Origin of the sequence: Aquaspirillum serpens DSM 68 (assembly GCF_000420525.1) — a bacterium.
Lineage (GTDB): Bacteria > Pseudomonadota > Gammaproteobacteria > Burkholderiales > Aquaspirillaceae > Aquaspirillum > Aquaspirillum serpens.
Genome location: NZ_ATVC01000004.1, coordinates 26,467 through 44,768 on the forward strand (window position 1 = coordinate 26,467; position 18,302 = coordinate 44,768).

The window sequence follows — 18,302 nt, forward strand, 5'->3', positions numbered from 1 at the left end:
TCGAGAGTTGTAAATGAGCCGCGTATTCTATGGCAATTTGAGAAGATTGTTATCTTTGTAGATAAGGAAGCAAAGTCTCTGCCAACAACGCCGGTTCAAATTTTGCCACGTAAGCATCCACGCCAACACTGGCCCCCATCGCACGATTGGCATTGGAGGAGATGGATGAGTGCATCACCACTGGAATCCCAGCAAAGCGTGGGTCGCTCTTAATATTACGCGTTAGCACAAAACCGTCTAGCTCTGGCATTTCAGCATCAACCAAAATTAATTTGAGCGTATCAGCCAAGCGGCTTTGGCCTGCTGGTTGACGGTTGGCAAAAGACTGCAATTTATCCCATGCTTCACGACCATTGGTGGCCTGATGGTATTTCACCCGCATCTTATCGAGCACGCTGGTGATTTCTTTACGTGCTACCACCGAATCATCTACAAAAAAGACAAATTGATCGGGGGCTAAGTCCGCTTGTGGGATATCTGGCATCCGTGACTCGCCCACCACAGAAGACAAAATTTGCTCAACGTCTAAAATCGACACCAGCTTACCGTCTTCCAATTCGGTGATGGCGATAATCATCGCTTGATTCCCTCCGCTGCTGCTGACGACATTTTCTGGTGCCCGCATTTTTTCCCAATCGACCCGAATAATGCGATCTACCGAATCGACCAACAGCGCTTGGGTGCTGCGGTTGAACTCGGTCACGATCATCGAGTTGTAGGTACGGGTTTCTGCTTGGGCGGCACCGATAAATTTAGCCAGAGAGATTATCGGAATAATGTTACCGCGCAAGGAAATCACACCTTGTACCCCAAAAGGCATGTTAGGCGATTTCGTGATTTCAGGCGTTTGTGAAACTTCACGCACTTTGAACACATTGATGCCGAAAATTTCACGTGTCCCAAGTGAGAACAGCAGGATCTCCATTTTATTGGAGCCTGCCATACGTGAGCGAACATCAATATCCGCCAGAAGAGGAGCGTCTTGTACTGTCATAATGACTTGGCCTTAAATCATCTTGGCTATGCCGGAGTAGAGTTGGAGAGCCACACGCCATCAGCCCAATTTGAGCATTTCGCGGATTTTGAGCGACAACTTCTGTGGTTCAAATTTGGATACATAGGCATCCACACCTACCGACTGCCCAAGTTTTTGGTTTGAAGTTCCAGAGAGAGATGAGTGCATCAATACGGGAATTCCAGTAAAACGGCTGTCGCTTTTGATCATCTTGGTCAAAATATAGCCGTCCATCTCAGGCATTTCGACATCAGTTAACACTAAATGCAGATGGTCACGTAACGGCACACCAGATAAGTCGGATTGGGTTGCCATCCGCGATAGCTCATCCCAAGCGCGGCGGCCATTGATCGCCCCAGCATGGCGCACGCCCATCATATCCAAGGTTTTTTCAATCTGTTTACGGGCAACAGCAGAATCATCGGCATAGAACACCATACAAGGCTGTTGTACAGGTTCGATGTTGACGTATTGGAACGAGTCGTCGATGTTGGTGGTTTCTGCCAAGACCTTCTCGACATCAATCATCATCACCAGCGAGTTATCTGCCAACTCGGTCACCGCTGTCACCAAACCGCCCATCCGGTTAGAAATCATCTCGGGAGGGACGCGCATGGCCGACCAATCGAGACGAAGGATGGTGTCAACTGCCTCGACCAAGAAACCTTGGGTGTGGCCGTTGTATTCGGTCACGATCATGATTTCTGGCTGTTTGTCAGTGATAATGCCAGTGTATTTTGCTAAATCGATCACCGGTACCAGTTGACCACGCAGACTGACCATGCCTTCGACAGAGGCTTGCATTTCTGGGGCAGTGGTGATCTCTGGTGTACGCATGACTTCACGCACTTTAAATACGTTGATGCCGAAGATTTCTTTTCGCCCGGTGCGCTGATCCATACCGAGAGAAAAGAGAAGGATCTCCAGTTTGTTGGTACCCGCAAGTTTGGTTCGGGCGTCGATTCTTTTCAGAAGGTCGGACACAGGCGGCTCCGCTGAATGGGTCTTTGTCAGAGTTGAATTAAATTTTAGGATGACATCGCGAACAATTTACAGGCATGATGCCAAACAAAAACAGTTTAGCAGTCAAACGCGCAAAACCTGTACGGAATGCATCATCACGCTATTATTACCACAAAATCCCAAGAAACGTCATAAAAGCGATTTGTGAATGTCTCATTCCCCCACAAACTCTCCTGCTGAAGTGCATTCTCTCGAAGAGGCCTTCTCTGTTTTTAATCGAGTTTCAGCCGAGTTAATCGAGTCCTATGAACAGTTACAGCAACGTGCTGCTGAACTGACGGCAGAATTGGCCCGCGCTAACTTAGAGTTAGAGCGTAAAGCCGCTGAAAATCAAGATTTATTAGCACGGCTTAGTTTATTGCTCGAACTGTTACCCGCTGGGGTCATCGAAATCGATGCTCAGGGCCAAATTCTGCGGCTGAATCCAGCGGCACGCGAGTTATTTGGTGAGGCACTCACACAGACGACCTGGGCAGCGTATCAGCCTTATTTTACACCGACACCGGTTGAGGATCGCTTTGTTTTTTGTCGTGGTGAAGCTGATATTCGTCAACTTGATATCAGACAGCGCCCGCTGCCAGAGGACGCAGGACAAATTGTGTTGATTCAAGATGTCACTCGTCATCACAATTTGCAAGAACGAATTGAACAACAACAACGATTGGTTGCCATGGGGCAAATGGCTGCATCGTTGGCCCACCAACTGCGTACGCCGTTGAGTACCGCCATGTTGTATGCAGGACATTTACGGCGCGAAGGGCTCACGAGGGAAGAACAACAACGCTTTGCGGATAAAGTTTCTGAACGATTGCGGGTGTTAGAAGGCTTGGTGCAAGACATGTTGCGCTTTGTTCGTGGTGGCCCCTCCCAAGTTGAAGCCGTCAGCGCCAATCGTTTTCTGACTGAAACCGTACGCAGCCTACAGCCACAACTACAAAGTCGCGGTTTGGAGCTAGATTTACAACTCTTACCGCAAGATGTGCTGATTCAGATTGATAGCCGTGCCCTCGGCGGTGCCGTGCTCAATGTGTTAGAAAATGCCATGCATTTTGCCACCCCAGCCAGTCAAATTCGTGTGCAAGCAGAACGTGAGAACAATCAACTCGCCATCACCATCAGCAACCAAGGGCCAACCATCCCCGAAGCACTGGCAGAGCGAATTTTTGAGCCCTTTTTTACCACGCGTTCCGAAGGCACCGGTTTGGGGCTAGCAATTGTGCGGCGAGTGTTAACCGAAGCGGGCGGAGACATTTGTTTACTTCCAACCCGTGATGACAGCTGTAGCTTTCGCCTGAATTTACCCTGCCATGATTAACCCTGCCCTACCGCGTGTTTGTATCCCACCGGGGGGGTATCACATCAGCCAACAACCCGTGTGTTTAGTCACGCTATTGGGTTCTTGTGTCGCGGCGTGTATGCGCGACCCGTTGACCAAAATCGCCGGCATGAACCACTTTTTGCTGCCAAAAGGGGGGCGAGCACTGCCAGTGGGGATACGAACACGCTATGGCGAATGGGCGTTACCGATGCTGATGGACGAGATGATTCAACGAGGGGCACACCCAAACCGAATTGAAGTGGCGCTGTTTGGCGGGGGCAATATGATGCCAGGGGTCTTGCGTTGTGAAGTCGGTGAAAAAAATGCAGAATTCGCACAAAAATTTGTCCGTGAATCGGGCTTAAAACTGATTCATGCCGATCTCGGTGGCTTACATCCACGTCGGATTAGCTTTGATACCCAAACCGGTCTGTTTCATGTGCATCGTGTTGAACCACACACGCAATCGCCGTTAATCAATATTGCTGCTGCCAAACCTACTCGCCCATGACCGCTGTTGCCCTACCTTATCGTGGCCGCTTTGCGCCCAGCCCGACGGGTCATTTACATGCCGGCTCGTTATCCACTGCCATTGGTAGTTATCTTGAAGCACGTTGTCGCGGCGGTGAATGGCTGCTGCGGATTGAGGATATCGATCCACCACGAGAAGTGGCCGGTGCTGCCACCGGTATTTTGCACACCTTAGAACAGCTTGGGTTTGAATGGGATGGGGCTGTTCTCTACCAACACACCCGTCTTGACGCCTATCAAACTGCACTCAAGCAACTGCAACAACAAGGCTTGGCCTATGGCTGTGGCTGTAGTCGCAGCGAGATTGCCGCCTATGGCATCCGTGGTTTGGAAGGATGGGTTTATCCCAATTTGTGTCGTGATGGCTTAGCCGCGGGCAAAACAGCGCGAGCGTGGCGGATGCGGGTGCCGGCAGGGGAATATCGTTTTTATGATCGTTTGCGCGGATGGCAACAACAAAATGTGGCAGCGGAAATTGGCGATTTTGTGCTGCGCCGCGCCGATGGTTTATTTGCCTATCAATTAGCGGTGGTGGTGGATGATGCGGCACAGGGGATTACTGATGTGGTGCGCGGAGCCGATTTATTAGATTCGACCGCGCGGCAAATTGTTTTACAACAGGCGCTGCAAGTACCCACTCCAAGCTATTGTCATCTGCCATTATTGGTTAATCAGGCAGGGGAAAAACTCAGCAAACAGACTCTCGCCCCACCGCTGGATTTGACACAACCAGCACAAACACTGCGTCAAGGCCTACAACGTTTGGGGTTATTCCCACCACTAGAATGCCAACAGATCAGCGAGTTATGGCAATGGGCACGGATACATTGGCAATTGTCCAACGTGAATGCCGCTTGCCAAGTCATTGATCGCACACCATAATGCCGGCTTTTGCAGGAGAGTGTGGTTTCTACCACCGCCGAAGGCGCAAGCGCACCCGCACAATCGCTCAGGCAAATGGACTGCAAAAAACGGGCTTTACGCCCAAACACTCTGGAGAGCGTCGCAGCGTATGCGACCACCGAAGGGGCTAACGTAGCCACGTGAGCAAATGCTACGGAAAATCTCAGGTGCCCAAGACAGAGGGGTGCATCATTTCACAGGTTTTTCCGCACCTGAAGGATGCACTGATGACGCAAGCTCTCCAAACCACCGCCTTACACGCCCTCCATACCGAACTCAATGCCAAGCTAGTTGATTTTGCTGGCTGGTCGATGCCTATTCATTACGGTTCACAACTGAAAGAGCACGAAATCGTGCGCCAAAGCGCGGGCTTCTTTGATGTGTCTCACATGACCATCGTTGATATCACCGGCGCTGATGCCACCGATTGGCTACGCTATTTGTTAGCCAACGATGTGGCACGTCTTGGTTTTGTTGGCAAGGCGTTGTATTCCGCCATGCTCAATCCACAAGGCGGGGTGATTGATGATTTGATCGTCTATTTGACCGACACCGGCTACCGTATGGTGGTCAACGCTGGCACCCGCGATAAAGACTTGGCTTGGATGCGTGAACAAAGCGCGGGCCGTGCGGTGACCCTGACCCACCGCCAAGATTTATCGATCATTGCGGTGCAAGGGCCAGAGGCCATCGAGCGCGTGTGCCAAGTGAAACCTGAATGGGCAGAAGCCATCCGCAATTTGAAAGTCTTCCAAGGCTTGCCATTTGGCGACTGGTTTATTGCCCGCACTGGTTACACTGGTGAAGATGGTTTGGAGTTGATGGTACCGAACCAAGAAGCAGAGGCGTTTGCCCGTGCTTTGCTAAGCGTAGGTGTAGCAGCCATCGGTTTAGGTGCTCGCGATACCTTGCGCCTTGAAGCCGGTATGAACTTGTATGGCCATGATATGGACGACAGCATCAGCCCCTTGCAAGCGGGCATGGGCTGGACCATTGCATGGGAACCTGCCGAGCGTGATTTCATTGGCCGCGCTGCTATCAGCGCAGAAAAAGCCGCTGGTGTTGCGATGAAACAAGTCGGTTTAGTCCTCGAAGGCCGTGGCGTATTGCGTGAAGGCATGCCGGTCAATGTCGAAGGTGTCGGCACCGGCATCATCACCAGCGGTACTTTCTCTCCGACTTTGAAATTCTCGATTGCAATCGCACGCGTTCCAGCCGCGATTGGCGAACAAGCCACGGTGGATCTGCGCGGCACTGCGACACCGGTACGCGTGGTGAAAATGCCGTTCGTTCGCAACGGCAAACGACAATTCGTTTGATCCTTCCGCGATCATTCACTATCCCTAGGTGGGAAGTGGCACATTAGCCGACTTCTCACCCTCTGTATTTTCTACGACTGACTTAAAATTTTGGAGAACTGACAATGAGCCAAATCCCTGCAGAATTGAAATATGTGGCTAGCCATGAGTGGATTCGTGATGAAGGCAATGGTGTGGTTACCGTTGGCATCACCGATCATGCCCAAGAATTGTTGGGCGATGTGGTGTATGTGGAGTTGCCAGAAGTGGGCAGCAACTTAGCCGAAGGCGACGGCGCCGGTGTGGTTGAATCGGTGAAAGCCGCTTCCGATGTGTATAGCCCATTGGCAGGTGAAGTGTTAGAGATTAACCAAGCCTTAGTCGATGCGCCAGAAACCGCGAACAGCGATCCGTATGGTGCCGCTTGGTTCTTCAAATTGAAATTGAACAACCCTGCTGATCTGGACACGTTGTTAGATGCCCAAGCTTACGCAGCAGAAGTGGGCGCCTAAGCTCTGTTTGATGCGTCTGTTGTCTCTGACAACAGGCGCTTTATTTTTTTGCCTTGCCTCTGTTGTTTGAGACCGGACTATGACCTCCCTACGCTCCCTCGAATCTTCCGACGCTTTTCTTGGCCGCCATATTGGCCCCAATGAGAACGATATCAGCAGCATGTTGGCGACTGTCGGCGCTGCTTCGCTTGAAGACCTGACCGCCCAAACCGTTCCTGCGGCAATCCGCTTTGGTGAAGCCTTACCACTGCCAGAAGCCCGCGATGAAGCCGATGCCCTCGCTTTGCTAAAAAGCATTGCCAGCAAAAATACCGTTGCCAAAAGTTTGATTGGCCAAGGCTACTACGACACCTTGATGCCACCGGTGTTACAGCGCAATGTGCTGGAAAACCCCGGTTGGTACACCGCTTATACCCCTTATCAAGCTGAAATTGCCCAAGGCCGTTTAGAGGCATTGTTAAATTATCAGCAAATGGTGATGGATTTTACCGGCTTTGATTTAGCCAACGCTTCACTATTGGATGAAGCCACTGCCGCCGCTGAAGCGATGGCGATGGCTAAGCGCGTCAGCAAATCCAAAAGCCAAGCGTTTTTTGTCGATGCCCGTGTTTTCCCACATACCCTTGATGTGTTGCAAACCCGTGCCGCTGGTTATGGTTTTGAACTGATTGTGGGCGATATTAGCCAAGCAACCGCCCAGCCGGTGTTTGGCGCATTGCTGCAATATCCGGCCGCCGATGGCGCCATCAGCAATCTGACACAAGACATTGCCGCTATTAAAGCCCAAGGCGGTGTGGTCGCGGTGGCAGCAGATTTATTAGCCCTTGCCTTGCTGACACCACCGGCTGAATTGGGGGCTGACATTGCCCTCGGTTCGACACAACGCTTTGGCATTCCAATGGGCTTTGGTGGCCCACACGCGGCGTATTTTGCCACCCGTGATGAATACAAACGCGCCATGCCAGGCCGTATCATCGGCGTGTCGGTTGATGCAAAAGGCAAACGTGCTTTGCGGATGGCGTTGCAAACACGCGAGCAACATATCCGCCGCGAAAAAGCCAACTCCAACATTTGTACGGCACAGGTGTTGTTGGCGAACCTAGCAGGTTTCTATGCCGTGTGGCATGGTCCAGAAGGCATCAAACGCATTGCCCAACGCATTCACCGCTTAGCGGCCTTGTTTGCTGCTGCCCTGCAACAACAGGGTGTGAAAGTGCTGCATCAGCATTTCTTTGACACAGTGAGCCTGCATACCGGCGATAACACAGACAGCATCTTGGCTGCAGCCACTGCTAAAGGCTATCTGTTGCATCGCTTAAATGCTGATACCGTGAGTGTGTCGTTTGGTGAAACTTCAACCGCTAACGATGTCGCCGCTTTGGTCAATATTCTGACTGGTGCGGAAGTCGATATTTATGCGTTAGACAGCAGCACTGCCGATGCTTTGCCTGCCGATTTAGTGCGGCAATCGGCCTATCTGACCCACCCCGTTTTCCACAGCCATCGCACTGAAACAGCGATGATGCGCTACCTGAAACGCTTGCAAAATCGCGATTTAGCACTCGATCACAGCATGATTGCCTTGGGTAGCTGCACCATGAAGCTCAATGCCGCCGCTGAAATGATGCCAGTGAGCTGGCCGGAGTTTGCCAACCTGCACCCCTTCGCCCCACGCGAACATGCCACCGGTTATCTGGAAATGATCAATGGCCTGTGCCAACAGCTGCAAGCGGTCACCGGTTTTGCTGCGGTATCGATGCAGCCGAACTCTGGCGCGCAAGGCGAATACGCCGGTCTGTTGGCAATCCGCCGCTATCTCGACAGCCAAGGTCAGCAACAGCGCACCATCTGCTTAATTCCACAATCTGCACACGGCACCAACCCTGCCACCGCGCAGATGATGGGCATGAAAGTGGTAGTGGTGGCATGTGATGACAATGGTAATGTCGATGTGGCTGATTTACGCGCCAAAGCCGAACAATACTCGGCAGAATTGGCATGTTTGATGATTACCTACCCATCCACACACGGGGTATTTGAAGCCGCGATTCGTGATATTTGCGACATCATTCATCAACATGGCGGTCAGGTTTACATGGACGGCGCCAACTTGAATGCGTTGGTCGGCTTAGTACGGCCAGCGGATATTGGTGCTGATGTAAGCCACATCAACCTACACAAAACCTTCTGCATTCCACATGGCGGCGGCGGCCCCGGCATGGGCCCGATTGGCGTGCGTGCGCATTTAGCCCCGTTCTTGCCAGACCATGCTGTTGCTGGCAGTGGTGGTAACAATGCCGGTCAAGGGGCGGTATCTGCTGCACCATTTGGTTCGGCCTCGATTCTGCCAATTTCGTGGATGTATATCACCATGATGGGCGCAGCAGGGCTGAAGCGTGCAACACAAGTGGCATTGCTCAACGCCAACTACATCGCAACCCGTCTGCAAGATGCTTTCCCAGTGTTGTACCGTGGTCAAAATGGCCGTGTAGCGCACGAGTGCATTATTGATCTGCGCCCACTGAAAGCCGCCACCGGAGTAACCGAAGTCGATGTGGCAAAACGCTTGATGGATTATGGTTTCCACGCACCAACCATGAGCTTCCCTGTGGCAGGGACGTTGATGATCGAGCCAACCGAGAGCGAATCAAAAGCCGAGCTGGATCGGTTTATTGAGGCGATGTTGTCGATTCGGGCGGAAATTGCTCGGGTTGAAGCAGGGGAATGGACAGCGGAACAAAGTCCATTGCGTCATGCTCCACATAGCTTGTCCGACATCACGGGCGAGTGGAGCCGTGTTTACCCTCGTGAACAGGGCTTATTCCCATTGGCATGGGTGGCTGAGAATAAGTTCTGGCCGTTCGTCAATCGGATTGATGATGTTGCTGGGGACCGTCAGCTGATTTGTAGCTGCCCACCGTTGAGCGACTATAACTAAGCAAGACAGAGGTGCATCACCCCAAACGGGCGATGCACCTCTACACCGAACCAATACGCCATCAAGGCCTTTAAATAATTTTGAACTCTGAGACAACTTCACGCAGTCGGCTGGCGGTATAGTCGAGGTGGCTACAGCGTTCTGCCGCTTGTTGCGCAGCATGAGTGTTTTGTTCACTCAACACGCTGACCTCCTCAATTCGATTCGCCACATCTTGGCTGGCTTGTGCCTGTTGCCCTGCGGCAGTCGCAATTCGTTCTGCCTGAACCGCGACCTGATCGGCAGCCGCTTCCACCTCATCCAACCCCGCGACACTGCTACGCATATTGCTCATGCCATCATCCACTTGCTGCACAGCAATTTGCATCATCTGTACCGCACGCTCCGTCACGGTTTGGATTTCATCCACCATGCGAGTGATATCTGCCGTACTGACCCCCGTACGTTCCGCCAAAGTGCGCACTTCATCAGCCACCACCGCAAAACCTCGCCCCACCTCACCCGCACGGGCCGCCTCAATCGCGGCGTTTAAGGCTAATAAATTGGTCTGGTCGGCAATGCCACGGATGGTTTGTGTAATGGCGCCGATTTGATCGATAGAACGATGCAATTCATCAATTGCTGAACCCGATTCACTAACCGCAGTCACCACTTTTTCGGTGACATTCAAACTGCTCTTAATCGCTTCACTGCTGTGACGCACCAGTTCCCGCGATTGTTGCGCCGCAACCGCCGCTTGTTGCGCACCATGCGACACCTCGACAATAGTCTGACTCAGCTCTTCTGTCGCAGCAGCAACGGCTTGTGTACGGCCTTGTTGCTGGTTTGATTGGTTTTGTACCAAATCCATTTCATGCCTGAGCGATTCCACATGACCATCAATTCGGTGTGAAGCACGTGAAATACGTTCTAACACCGCTTTTTGTCGGGTTTGTGCCACCGCAAGATCACATAACATGCGGCCGATTTCATCGCGGCCATTCACATCAATAAACCGGCTTAAATCACCCTCGGCAATCCCCGCTAACACATATTGGGTAGCACTCATACCTCGTGTCAGACGGCGCAAAATCCACAAATTGATCAGCAACACCAAAACAATCGATACGATGGCTCCCACCGTCCCTAGCCAAAAAATCATTTGGAAGTTTTGCTGCTCGTTTTGATGCACAGAATCAGCATATGTCTCAAAAAGTCGCATCAACTCACGATTGACATTAAACGCTTGCTGATAAATTGGATTCACTTTTTCCAATAAAATACGGTTGGCTTCTAAATAATTGTCTTTTTGTAAAGCTTGAAATGCAGGGCCAATACCTTCTTCAACATAGCGTTGGCGGATCATGGTCCATTCACTAATTTTTTGCTTAGTTGCACTATCCAGCGATAGGTTATTTAGTTTGTTCACCAGCTCATCAATATGATGGCGATTGGCTTGGATTTTTTCCAAGTGCATCGTCAAGGCATGGTCGTGTGCCTTAGCAAAAGGATTAGTGGGTTCGTGTTGTAGCGAAAGTGCAATTTGACTGCGATTTTCGCCCATCAATAACACCACTTCACTGATCAAGTTGGATGGGACTAAGGCCTCATCGTGCAGTGCACCTAAGGCATGATTACTGTGTTGAATCCCCCACATACCAATACCCGTACCGGCAATTAACGACACTATCGATAGCGCGGTGGCAAACCACAGTTTTATCCGTAGCGGTATCGCCGCCAAGCCACGATCACTACCAGGGGGCCGTCGTTTTGGATCGGCTTTCAACTTGGCATACAACGCCTCTGCCGCTGCGACATCATGCGATTTTGGAGCAGAGCCGACAGATAGATAGCCGGTGACCTCACCGTCTTTTCTCACCGGCACCACAACCGCCTCAACCCAATAGTGGTCACCATTTTTACAACGGTTTTTGACTAGGCCACGCCAAGGGTAGCCTTTTTTTAATCGCCGCCACATTTGCTCAAATGCCTGTGGTGGCATGTCGGGATGGCGGACGATGTTATGGCTTGAACCTATCAATTCTTTTTTATCAAAACCGCTAATTTCAACAAAGGCATCGTTACAATCTACGATCTTGCCTTTGAGATCCGTACGCGAAACTAGGTAACATCCAGTAGGGAATGGAATATTTTTTTGAGTAATCGGCAAGTTAGTTTTCATATTCTTTCACGATAGTGTGGGTGAGTACACAGATTGAAAATGTGAAAAGCGTATACTAGTGCCTTAAAAGTCAATTGTGCAGATTTTTTGCAAAAAATTTTCCGCATTAAGCATGAATTATTTTCGCATTATGCAATATGCCCAAGACATGGTGCATGGCGCAATTGCACAACACTCTCTAAAATCGAAGCTTATTTTGTTCTCGGCTCGGACTATCATGCGCCTTCCTTCTCTTATTGTTGCGGCCGCTGTGTTGGTGTTAGCGGCTTGTTCGACTCCACCTAAACCCCCGACCACGGTAACCCCTCAGGGACAGTCGCCACAGCCGCATTACCTACGTAGCCAATGGCAGATGTTACCCGGGTGGCAAAGCAGCGATTTCCGGTCGGCGTGGCCAGCATGGGTCGCCAGCTGTCGCGTGTTAGAAAAACGCGCTGGCTGGGAACAGGTGTGCCGTCAGGCACAAGGCGTGGATAGCCGTGATGCTCAGGCGATTCGGGCCTATTTTGAGAGCCAATTTTTGCCGTACCGTTTAATGGATCAAAGTTATCGCCACACGGGTTTGGTCACTGGCTATTACGAGCCTTTGTTGCGTGGCAGTTTGCAACGCACCGCCGAAGCGCGCTATCCAATCTATGGCATACCCTCTGATTTGGTGAGTAAAGGCACCCAACGGGGACGGATTGAAAATGGGAAGTGGCTGCCGTACTACAGCAATGTTGAAATTGCCCAAGGTTTCGGCCCACGCCCCGAACAGGCCTTAGCATGGGTAACCGATCCCATTGAACTGTTATTTTTACAAATTCAAGGGTCTGGCCGAGTGGAATTGCCAGATGGTCGCCATTTGCGGGTAGGTTTTGCCGATCATAATGGCTTTGCTTATCAATCGGTTGGCCGTTGGTTGATTGATCGTGGTGAATTAAAACCGAATGAAGCCTCAATGCAAGGCATCAAAGCATGGGCACAAGCCAATCCCCAGCGTTTAAATGAATTGTTAGCTGCTAACCCGCGTTATGTGTTTTTCCGCCGTTTGGCTGATGCCCCAACACACCAAGGCCCACCCGGTGCATTAGGTGTGCCGTTAACACCAGAGCATTCGGTAGCGATTGACCCGCGTTACACGCCCTTAGGCGCCCCGATTTGGTTAGACACCACCTTGCCACTGTCGAGCCAGCCACTACAACGACTGGTTTTTGCCCAAGATACCGGTTCCGCGATTAAAGGTGCGGTGCGAGCGGATTTTTTTTGGGGATTTGGTGCCAAAGCGGGTGAAGTGGCTGGACGAATGAAACAATCGGGCCAGATGTGGACATTATTACCGCGTGGCGTCTTACCTCCAGCGGGTGTGTCAATTTATTAACAGGATAGAGAAAGGGTGTTATGCCGAGGCTGAAACAAATAATCACATTGATCGTGTTGTGGAGTGGAATGGTGTTACCTGCGATGGCAGCCAGTACCGAAGCGGCTCCACGACAGCTATCAAGCAGTGATGTGGTACAGGCTCGGCAGCAGGCATTAACACAAACCGTAGCAGTCAATGGTTTATTAGAAGCCGTACAAAGTGCCGTGTTGTATGCACAAGTTGAAGCAGTAGCAAAACAGGTGCGGGTACAAACCGGTGAAACGGTGAAAGCAGGTCAACCGTTAGTGGTGTTCGAAGCGCGTGAATTGCAGGAAAAAGTGCGAGAACAACAGGCGCTACTGGCCACCACAGAAGCGCGTTGGCAGCTTGCACAACAAAAATTGCTCAAGCAACAAGAGCTGTACCAACGTCAATTTATTTCGCATTTGGCACTGGAAGAATTTCAAGCAGAATTAGCCGTGCAACGCGCTCAGCGACAGGCACAACGCGCGCAATTGCAACGCGCACAACAAGAATTAAGTTACGCCGAAGTAAAAGCCCCTTTCGCTGGTGTGATTGCCGAACGCCATATTGAAATCGGCCAATTGGCTGCCCGCAATAGCAAACTGTTTCATGTCGTAAACCTCGACCGTTTGCAATGGAAGGTCACCGTCCCTGCACAACATATTGCTGGCGTCAAAGTGGGACAACACGCTGAATTGCGTGTCGAAGGTGATTCCCGTCGCTATCAAGGACAGGTTGAGCGCATCAATCCGGTTGCGATTGCCGGCAATCGCAGTTTTCAGGTGTATGTCGCGGTCGAGAATCGCCATCACCATTTGCGAGTAGGGCAGTTAGCACGCGGTGAGTTGGTGTTGGCACAGGCCGCGCCAGCAGTTGTATTGCCCTTGAGTGCGATTCGACAACGACAAGGCGAACAAGGATGGGTCTTGCGGGTTCGCCAAGGTAAAGCAGAAAAACAAGCAGTAAAACTAGGTTTTGCCAATCAACAGTGGGTGCAGGTGGAAGGGATGGCTGCTGGAGAGTGGGTAATTTTGCCGCAGGTGTTGGGCATTGAAAGTGCAACACCGGTGCGTTTGCCGCAGCCTTAACCCCAAGAAAGTTACCCTATGTGGATTACCCGCGTCAGTTTACATAACCCCTATTTTGCTGCCATGTTGATGGCGGCCTTGGTGGTATTGGGGTTGTTTTCGTTGGCTCGTTTGCCAGTAGAAGAATTTCCAGACATTCGCTTTCCAATTGCCGTGGTCAGCACGCAATACCCAGGGGCATCCCCGACAGTGGTAGAAAGTGAAGTCACTCGGCCTTTGGAAGAAGCCCTGAATACCTTGGCCGGCATTAAACATCTGCGTTCGTATTCGTTTGAAAGCTCATCGGTCATTGTGGTCGAATTTGAACTGAGCGTAGATCCGGCGACTGCAGTTCAAGAAGTGCGCGATAAGGTGGCGACAGTCACCGGTCAGTTCCGCCGTGAAATTTCCAATCCAACCATCAATCAAGTCAACCCATCAGATAGCCCGATGATGACGCTGATTGTCTCTTCAGACAGCCTACCACCGCGTGAACTGAGTACATGGGCCGATCAAGTGTTGCGCAAGCGTTTGCAAACGGTGTCTGGCGTGGGTGAGGCAAAGGTTGTCGGGGCGATTAAACGAGAAGTACGAGTTGAAATCGACCCCATTCGCCTGCAATCGTACGGGCTAGACATTGCAACGGTAAATGATGCGATTGCACGAGCCAATCGAGATTTCCCAGCAGGTCGTCTGACAGGACAAGAACCCGAGATTGCTTTGCGGGTGGATGGTAAGTTAAAAACCGTCGCCCAGTTTGCCGAGATTGAACTGGTTTGGCGCAACGGCAGTGCCGTCTATTTGCGCGATGTTGCAACGATTCGCGATGGCGAGCAGGAATACCAGTCATTGGCGCTGATCAACGGTCAACGAGCCCTTTCTTTAGAAATTAAAGCGGCGAGAAGTGCCAACATCGTTGCCACTTCTGCCGCAGTGAAAGCGGCATTAGCTGAACTCAAAGCCCAATTACCAGCAGGGGTGATGCTGCGGGTGATGAACGATAAAGCGGATGATGTCCGTGATTCACTCACCACGGTGCGCGATACCTTGCTAGAAGGAACAGCGTTGACTGTCCTGATTGTGTTCCTGTTTCTCGGTTCGTGGCGCAGTACGGTGATTACTGGTTTAACCTTGCCGATTGCGCTGATTGGTACATTATTCGCGATTGCTGTGGCAGGGTTTTCCATCAATGTAATGAGTCTATTAGCACTGACTTTGTCGATTGGCTTATTGATTGACGATGCTATCGTAGTGCGTGAAAACATTGTCCGTCATGCAGGTTTAGGGAAATCTCATTTTCAAGCAGCCCTAGAAGGAACGGAAGAAATCGGGCTCGCAGTCTTGGCAACCACCTTCACCGTAGTAGCAGTTTTTCTCCCCGTGGGCTTTATGGGCGGCATTATTGGGCAGTTTTTCCAACAATTTGGTCTGACTGTGGTTGTAGCGGTCTTGATTTCGTTGTTGGTCAGTTTTTCCCTCGATCCAATGCTCAGTTCCATCTGGTATGACCCACACCGACACGGTGATGCCCACCGTGGCCCACTAGGGCGTCTGCTGGATCGCTTTGAAACGTCAATGGACAGTTTGGCCGAGCGTTATGCTTTGGCGATTGATTGGGTGTTACAACATCGTAAAACCACCTTAGCCGCTGCCACGGTGTTGTTATTGGGCAGTTTTGCGCTAGTGCCGGTGATTGGGGCTGAGTTTTTGCCCAAGTCAGACACCGGAAAAGTGACTGTTAAGTTTAAAACCGCTGCGGGTTCTAGCTTGGAATATACCGAACAAAAAGCCCGCCATGTCGATCAACTGTTACGGCAAGCCACTGAGGTAAAAGATATTTATATCAATATCGGCGGTGGGTTTGCTGAGGGTCGCAATCAGGCCTCTTTGCAAGTGATTTTGCATGATAAAGCAGCACGTGCCCGCTCTGTTTTTACCCTAATGGAAGTATGGCGACAGCAGCTACCTCATATCGCGGGGATTGAGTTGCAATCGGTCGCCGTGAGCGGCGGCCCGGGGGGAAATGAAAAACCGATTCGGGTCGGTATCCGTGGCCAAGATATGGCAACTTTAGAACGCATTGCTGTTGATGTGCGACAGCGTTTGCGCCAAATTGACGGCGTAACAGATATCGAATCCAGTTTAGATGCCGCTGAACCAGCTCTGTCATTGCGTCTACAGCGCGATGCTGCAGCCAGCCTTGGGATTGACATGGAACAACTGGGGCAAACGTTGGCAGTGTTATTGGCGGGTAAAGTGGTCTCGACTTGGGAAGCACCAGATGGCGAAAATTACGATGTGCGGGTCATCGTCCCCAAACCAGCACGACAGCCCCTGTTGTTGGAGGACATTCAAATTGCTGGACGCAGTTTAGGCGATGGCAGCCGTGAAATGGTGCCCTTGAGCACCGTCGCAACAGTGGTGGAAACACAGGTACCGCGTCAAATTAACCGCATGGATCAGGCTCGCGAGTTAACCCTCACTGCCAATATCCAAGGCCGAGATGCCCAGCATGTGTTTACTGAAGTGGCAACCTTGCTACAAAACTATCGTTTACCGACTGGCTATCAATTTGACCAAGGTGGCGAGAGTCAAGATTTACAAGAGTCGTTTTCGTATGCAGTTCAGGCTTTGGCTATCGGTGTCATTTTTATTTACATGATTTTGTGCGCTCAATTCCGCAGCTTCTTCCAACCGATCGCGATTATGATGTCGCTACCCTTGGCCTTTATTGGGGTGTTTTTAGCCTTATTGGTCTGGGGCAGTACCCTCAATATGTTCTCGGTAATTGGGGTAATTATGTTGATGGGTTTGGTGGCGAAAAATGGGATTTTGCTGATCGATTTCGTCAATCAGGCACGTCGTGAGGGAATGGATCGTCTAGCTGCCTTGAAAGCTGCAGGCCGAGTGCGTTTACGCCCCATTTTAATGACCAGTTTGGCAATGATTTTTGGCATGTTGCCCTTGGCACTTTCCCGCGCCAGCGGCGCAGAACTCAATGCGCCGATGGCACAGGCGGTGATTGGTGGGCTGGTCACCTCAACCTTGCTCACCTTATTTGTTGTGCCGGTGGTCTATAGCTATTTGGATTCTGCATCCGAGTGGTTACGCCACAAGTTCAGTCATCCTGCTCGCCGGCAAACATGACTTTATCGACTTCTTTCCGCGTCAAATGGCCGGCGAAGAGCTCGATAAAGTGATAAGCAAAGCCACGCAAATAGGCATCGCGTCGAATACCAATGCGGGTGGTGGATGGCTGAAACAGATGGGCGGCATCGATAAGGCGTAAACCGTGATCGCGCTCGGGCTCAAACGCCATGGCAGCGATAATGCCAATCCCTAGCCCGATATTGACATAGGTTTTAATCACATCGGTATCGATGGCAGTTAGTACCACGTTAGGTTCCACCCCAGCGTCAGCAAAGGCGCGATTGATTTTCGAGCGGCCAGTGAAAGCAAAGTCGTAGGTGATAATCGGCCAGCGGCCAATATCTGCTAATGTCAGCGGTCGGTTAAGCGCCAATAAGGGGTGGCCTTCTGGCACTACAATGGCGCGGTTCCATTGATAGCAAGGCAGTGCAGCCAGCTCGGGAAACGAGGAAATCCCCTCGGTAGCAATGGCAAAATCGGCTTCGCCAGTCACCACCATTTCACAAATTTGGGTGGGGCTGCCTTGCTTAATTGATAAACCAACATCTGGATAGCGCTCACGAAAGCGGCGAACGGTATGCGGCAGGGCATAGCGTGCTTGGGTGTGGGTGGTAGCAATAGTTAAACTACCTTGATCTTCATGGGCAAATTCTTCTCCCACCCGTTTCAGATTTTTCGCTTCTAGTAAAATTCGTTCGGCGATGTGTAACACATGCTTGCCTGGTTCACTGACCGCCACCACTCGCTTGCCATTGCGGATAAAGACCTGAATGCCCAATTCGTCTTCTAATAGCCGGATTTGTTTTGACACCCCCGGTTGTGAGGTATGCAGCTTTTCCGCCGCTTCCGAGATATTCAGCCCTTGCTTATAGACTTCGACCAGATAACGCAGCTGTTGTAGTTTCATTGCACGCCCCTTGCTAAATTTCTAATAACTAATTGTGCTTAAATCCTAACATAATCTTCTTTCATAGTTCTAAACTGCTTGCTTTAGACTGCTGCAAGATTTTATTTTGCGAG

At 51.0% G+C, this 18,302-nt stretch carries 13 protein-coding genes and 2 riboswitches; of the genes, 9 read left to right on the forward strand and 4 right to left on the reverse strand.

The annotated features are described in order from the left end of the window. Positions 1 to 49: 49 nt before the first annotated feature. On the reverse strand, positions 50 to 994 hold the full coding sequence (locus G465_RS0101585; RefSeq protein ID WP_022652728.1) for a chemotaxis protein: 945 nt from the start codon (positions 992 to 994) through the stop codon (positions 50 to 52). A 60-nt stretch (positions 995 to 1,054) separates the two neighbouring features. Next, entirely contained in the window at positions 1,055 to 1,999 is a 945-nt protein-coding gene (locus G465_RS0101590; protein WP_022652729.1) for a chemotaxis protein, read from the reverse strand. 187 nt (positions 2,000 to 2,186) lie between these two features. Here G465_RS0101590 and G465_RS13050 point away from each other — a divergent pair, with 187 nt between their 5' ends. The 6 genes from G465_RS13050 to gcvP all read left to right on the forward strand — a co-directional run bounded on the left by G465_RS13050 (position 2,187) and on the right by gcvP (position 9,538). Further along, positions 2,187 to 3,353, forward strand: a complete 1,167-nt coding sequence (locus G465_RS13050) for a sensor histidine kinase (RefSeq protein ID WP_022652730.1) — start codon at positions 2,187 to 2,189, stop codon at positions 3,351 to 3,353. Next, the gene (locus G465_RS13055; protein WP_022652731.1) at positions 3,346 to 3,867 is read left to right on the forward strand and encodes a chemotaxis protein CheD; all 522 of its coding nucleotides are present in this window, start codon (positions 3,346 to 3,348) and stop codon (positions 3,865 to 3,867) included. Before G465_RS13050 ends, G465_RS13055 begins: the two co-directional genes overlap by 8 nt. After that, a complete protein-coding gene (gene gluQRS, locus G465_RS0101605) occupies positions 3,864 to 4,769 on the forward strand; it encodes a tRNA glutamyl-Q(34) synthetase GluQRS (RefSeq protein WP_022652732.1) in 906 nt (301 codons plus the stop codon). Before G465_RS13055 ends, gluQRS begins: the two co-directional genes overlap by 4 nt. A gap of 2 nt (positions 4,770 to 4,771) precedes the next feature. Further along, positions 4,772 to 4,862: riboswitch (glycine riboswitch) on the forward strand. Between the two features lie 8 nt (positions 4,863 to 4,870). Beyond that, positions 4,871 to 4,980, forward strand: a riboswitch (glycine riboswitch). A 37-nt stretch (positions 4,981 to 5,017) separates the two neighbouring features. Beyond that, positions 5,018 to 6,109, forward strand: coding sequence for a glycine cleavage system aminomethyltransferase GcvT (gene gcvT / locus G465_RS0101610; protein WP_022652733.1), 1,092 nt, complete (start codon positions 5,018 to 5,020; stop codon positions 6,107 to 6,109). Positions 6,110 to 6,213: 104 nt separating this feature from the next. After that, complete coding sequence (gene gcvH / locus G465_RS0101615) at positions 6,214 to 6,600, forward strand: glycine cleavage system protein GcvH (RefSeq protein ID WP_022652734.1); 387 nt, start codon at positions 6,214 to 6,216, stop codon at positions 6,598 to 6,600. A gap of 79 nt (positions 6,601 to 6,679) precedes the next feature. Then, positions 6,680 to 9,538: an aminomethyl-transferring glycine dehydrogenase gene (gene gcvP / locus G465_RS0101620; protein ID WP_022652735.1), complete on the forward strand. Its 2,859-nt coding sequence runs from the start codon at positions 6,680 to 6,682 to the stop codon at positions 9,536 to 9,538. 70 nt (positions 9,539 to 9,608) lie between these two features. Here gcvP and G465_RS0101625 read toward each other — a convergent pair whose 3' ends face one another. Beyond that, on the reverse strand, positions 9,609 to 11,699 hold the full coding sequence (locus G465_RS0101625) for a methyl-accepting chemotaxis protein (protein ID WP_022652736.1): 2,091 nt from the start codon (positions 11,697 to 11,699) through the stop codon (positions 9,609 to 9,611). Between the two features lie 112 nt (positions 11,700 to 11,811). Between G465_RS0101625 and mltA the strand changes: the two genes are divergently transcribed. Genes mltA through G465_RS0101640 form a run of 3 tightly spaced genes read left to right on the forward strand, consistent with a single transcriptional unit; the run spans position 11,812 to position 17,279 of the window. Further along, a complete protein-coding gene (gene mltA / locus G465_RS0101630; RefSeq protein WP_022652737.1) occupies positions 11,812 to 13,059 on the forward strand; it encodes a murein transglycosylase A in 1,248 nt (415 codons plus the stop codon). 20 nt (positions 13,060 to 13,079) lie between these two features. Continuing rightward, positions 13,080 to 14,153, forward strand: coding sequence for an efflux RND transporter periplasmic adaptor subunit (locus G465_RS13060; protein ID WP_081642660.1), 1,074 nt, complete (start codon positions 13,080 to 13,082; stop codon positions 14,151 to 14,153). Positions 14,154 to 14,171: 18 nt separating this feature from the next. Continuing rightward, positions 14,172 to 17,279, forward strand: a complete 3,108-nt coding sequence (locus tag G465_RS0101640) for an efflux RND transporter permease subunit (RefSeq protein WP_022652739.1) — start codon at positions 14,172 to 14,174, stop codon at positions 17,277 to 17,279. Here the strand turns inward: G465_RS0101640 and cysB are convergent. After that, entirely contained in the window at positions 17,251 to 18,189 is a 939-nt protein-coding gene (gene cysB, locus G465_RS0101645; RefSeq protein WP_022652740.1) for an HTH-type transcriptional regulator CysB, read from the reverse strand. The genes G465_RS0101640 and cysB overlap by 29 nt on opposite strands. Positions 18,190 to 18,302: the final 113 nt, after the last annotated feature.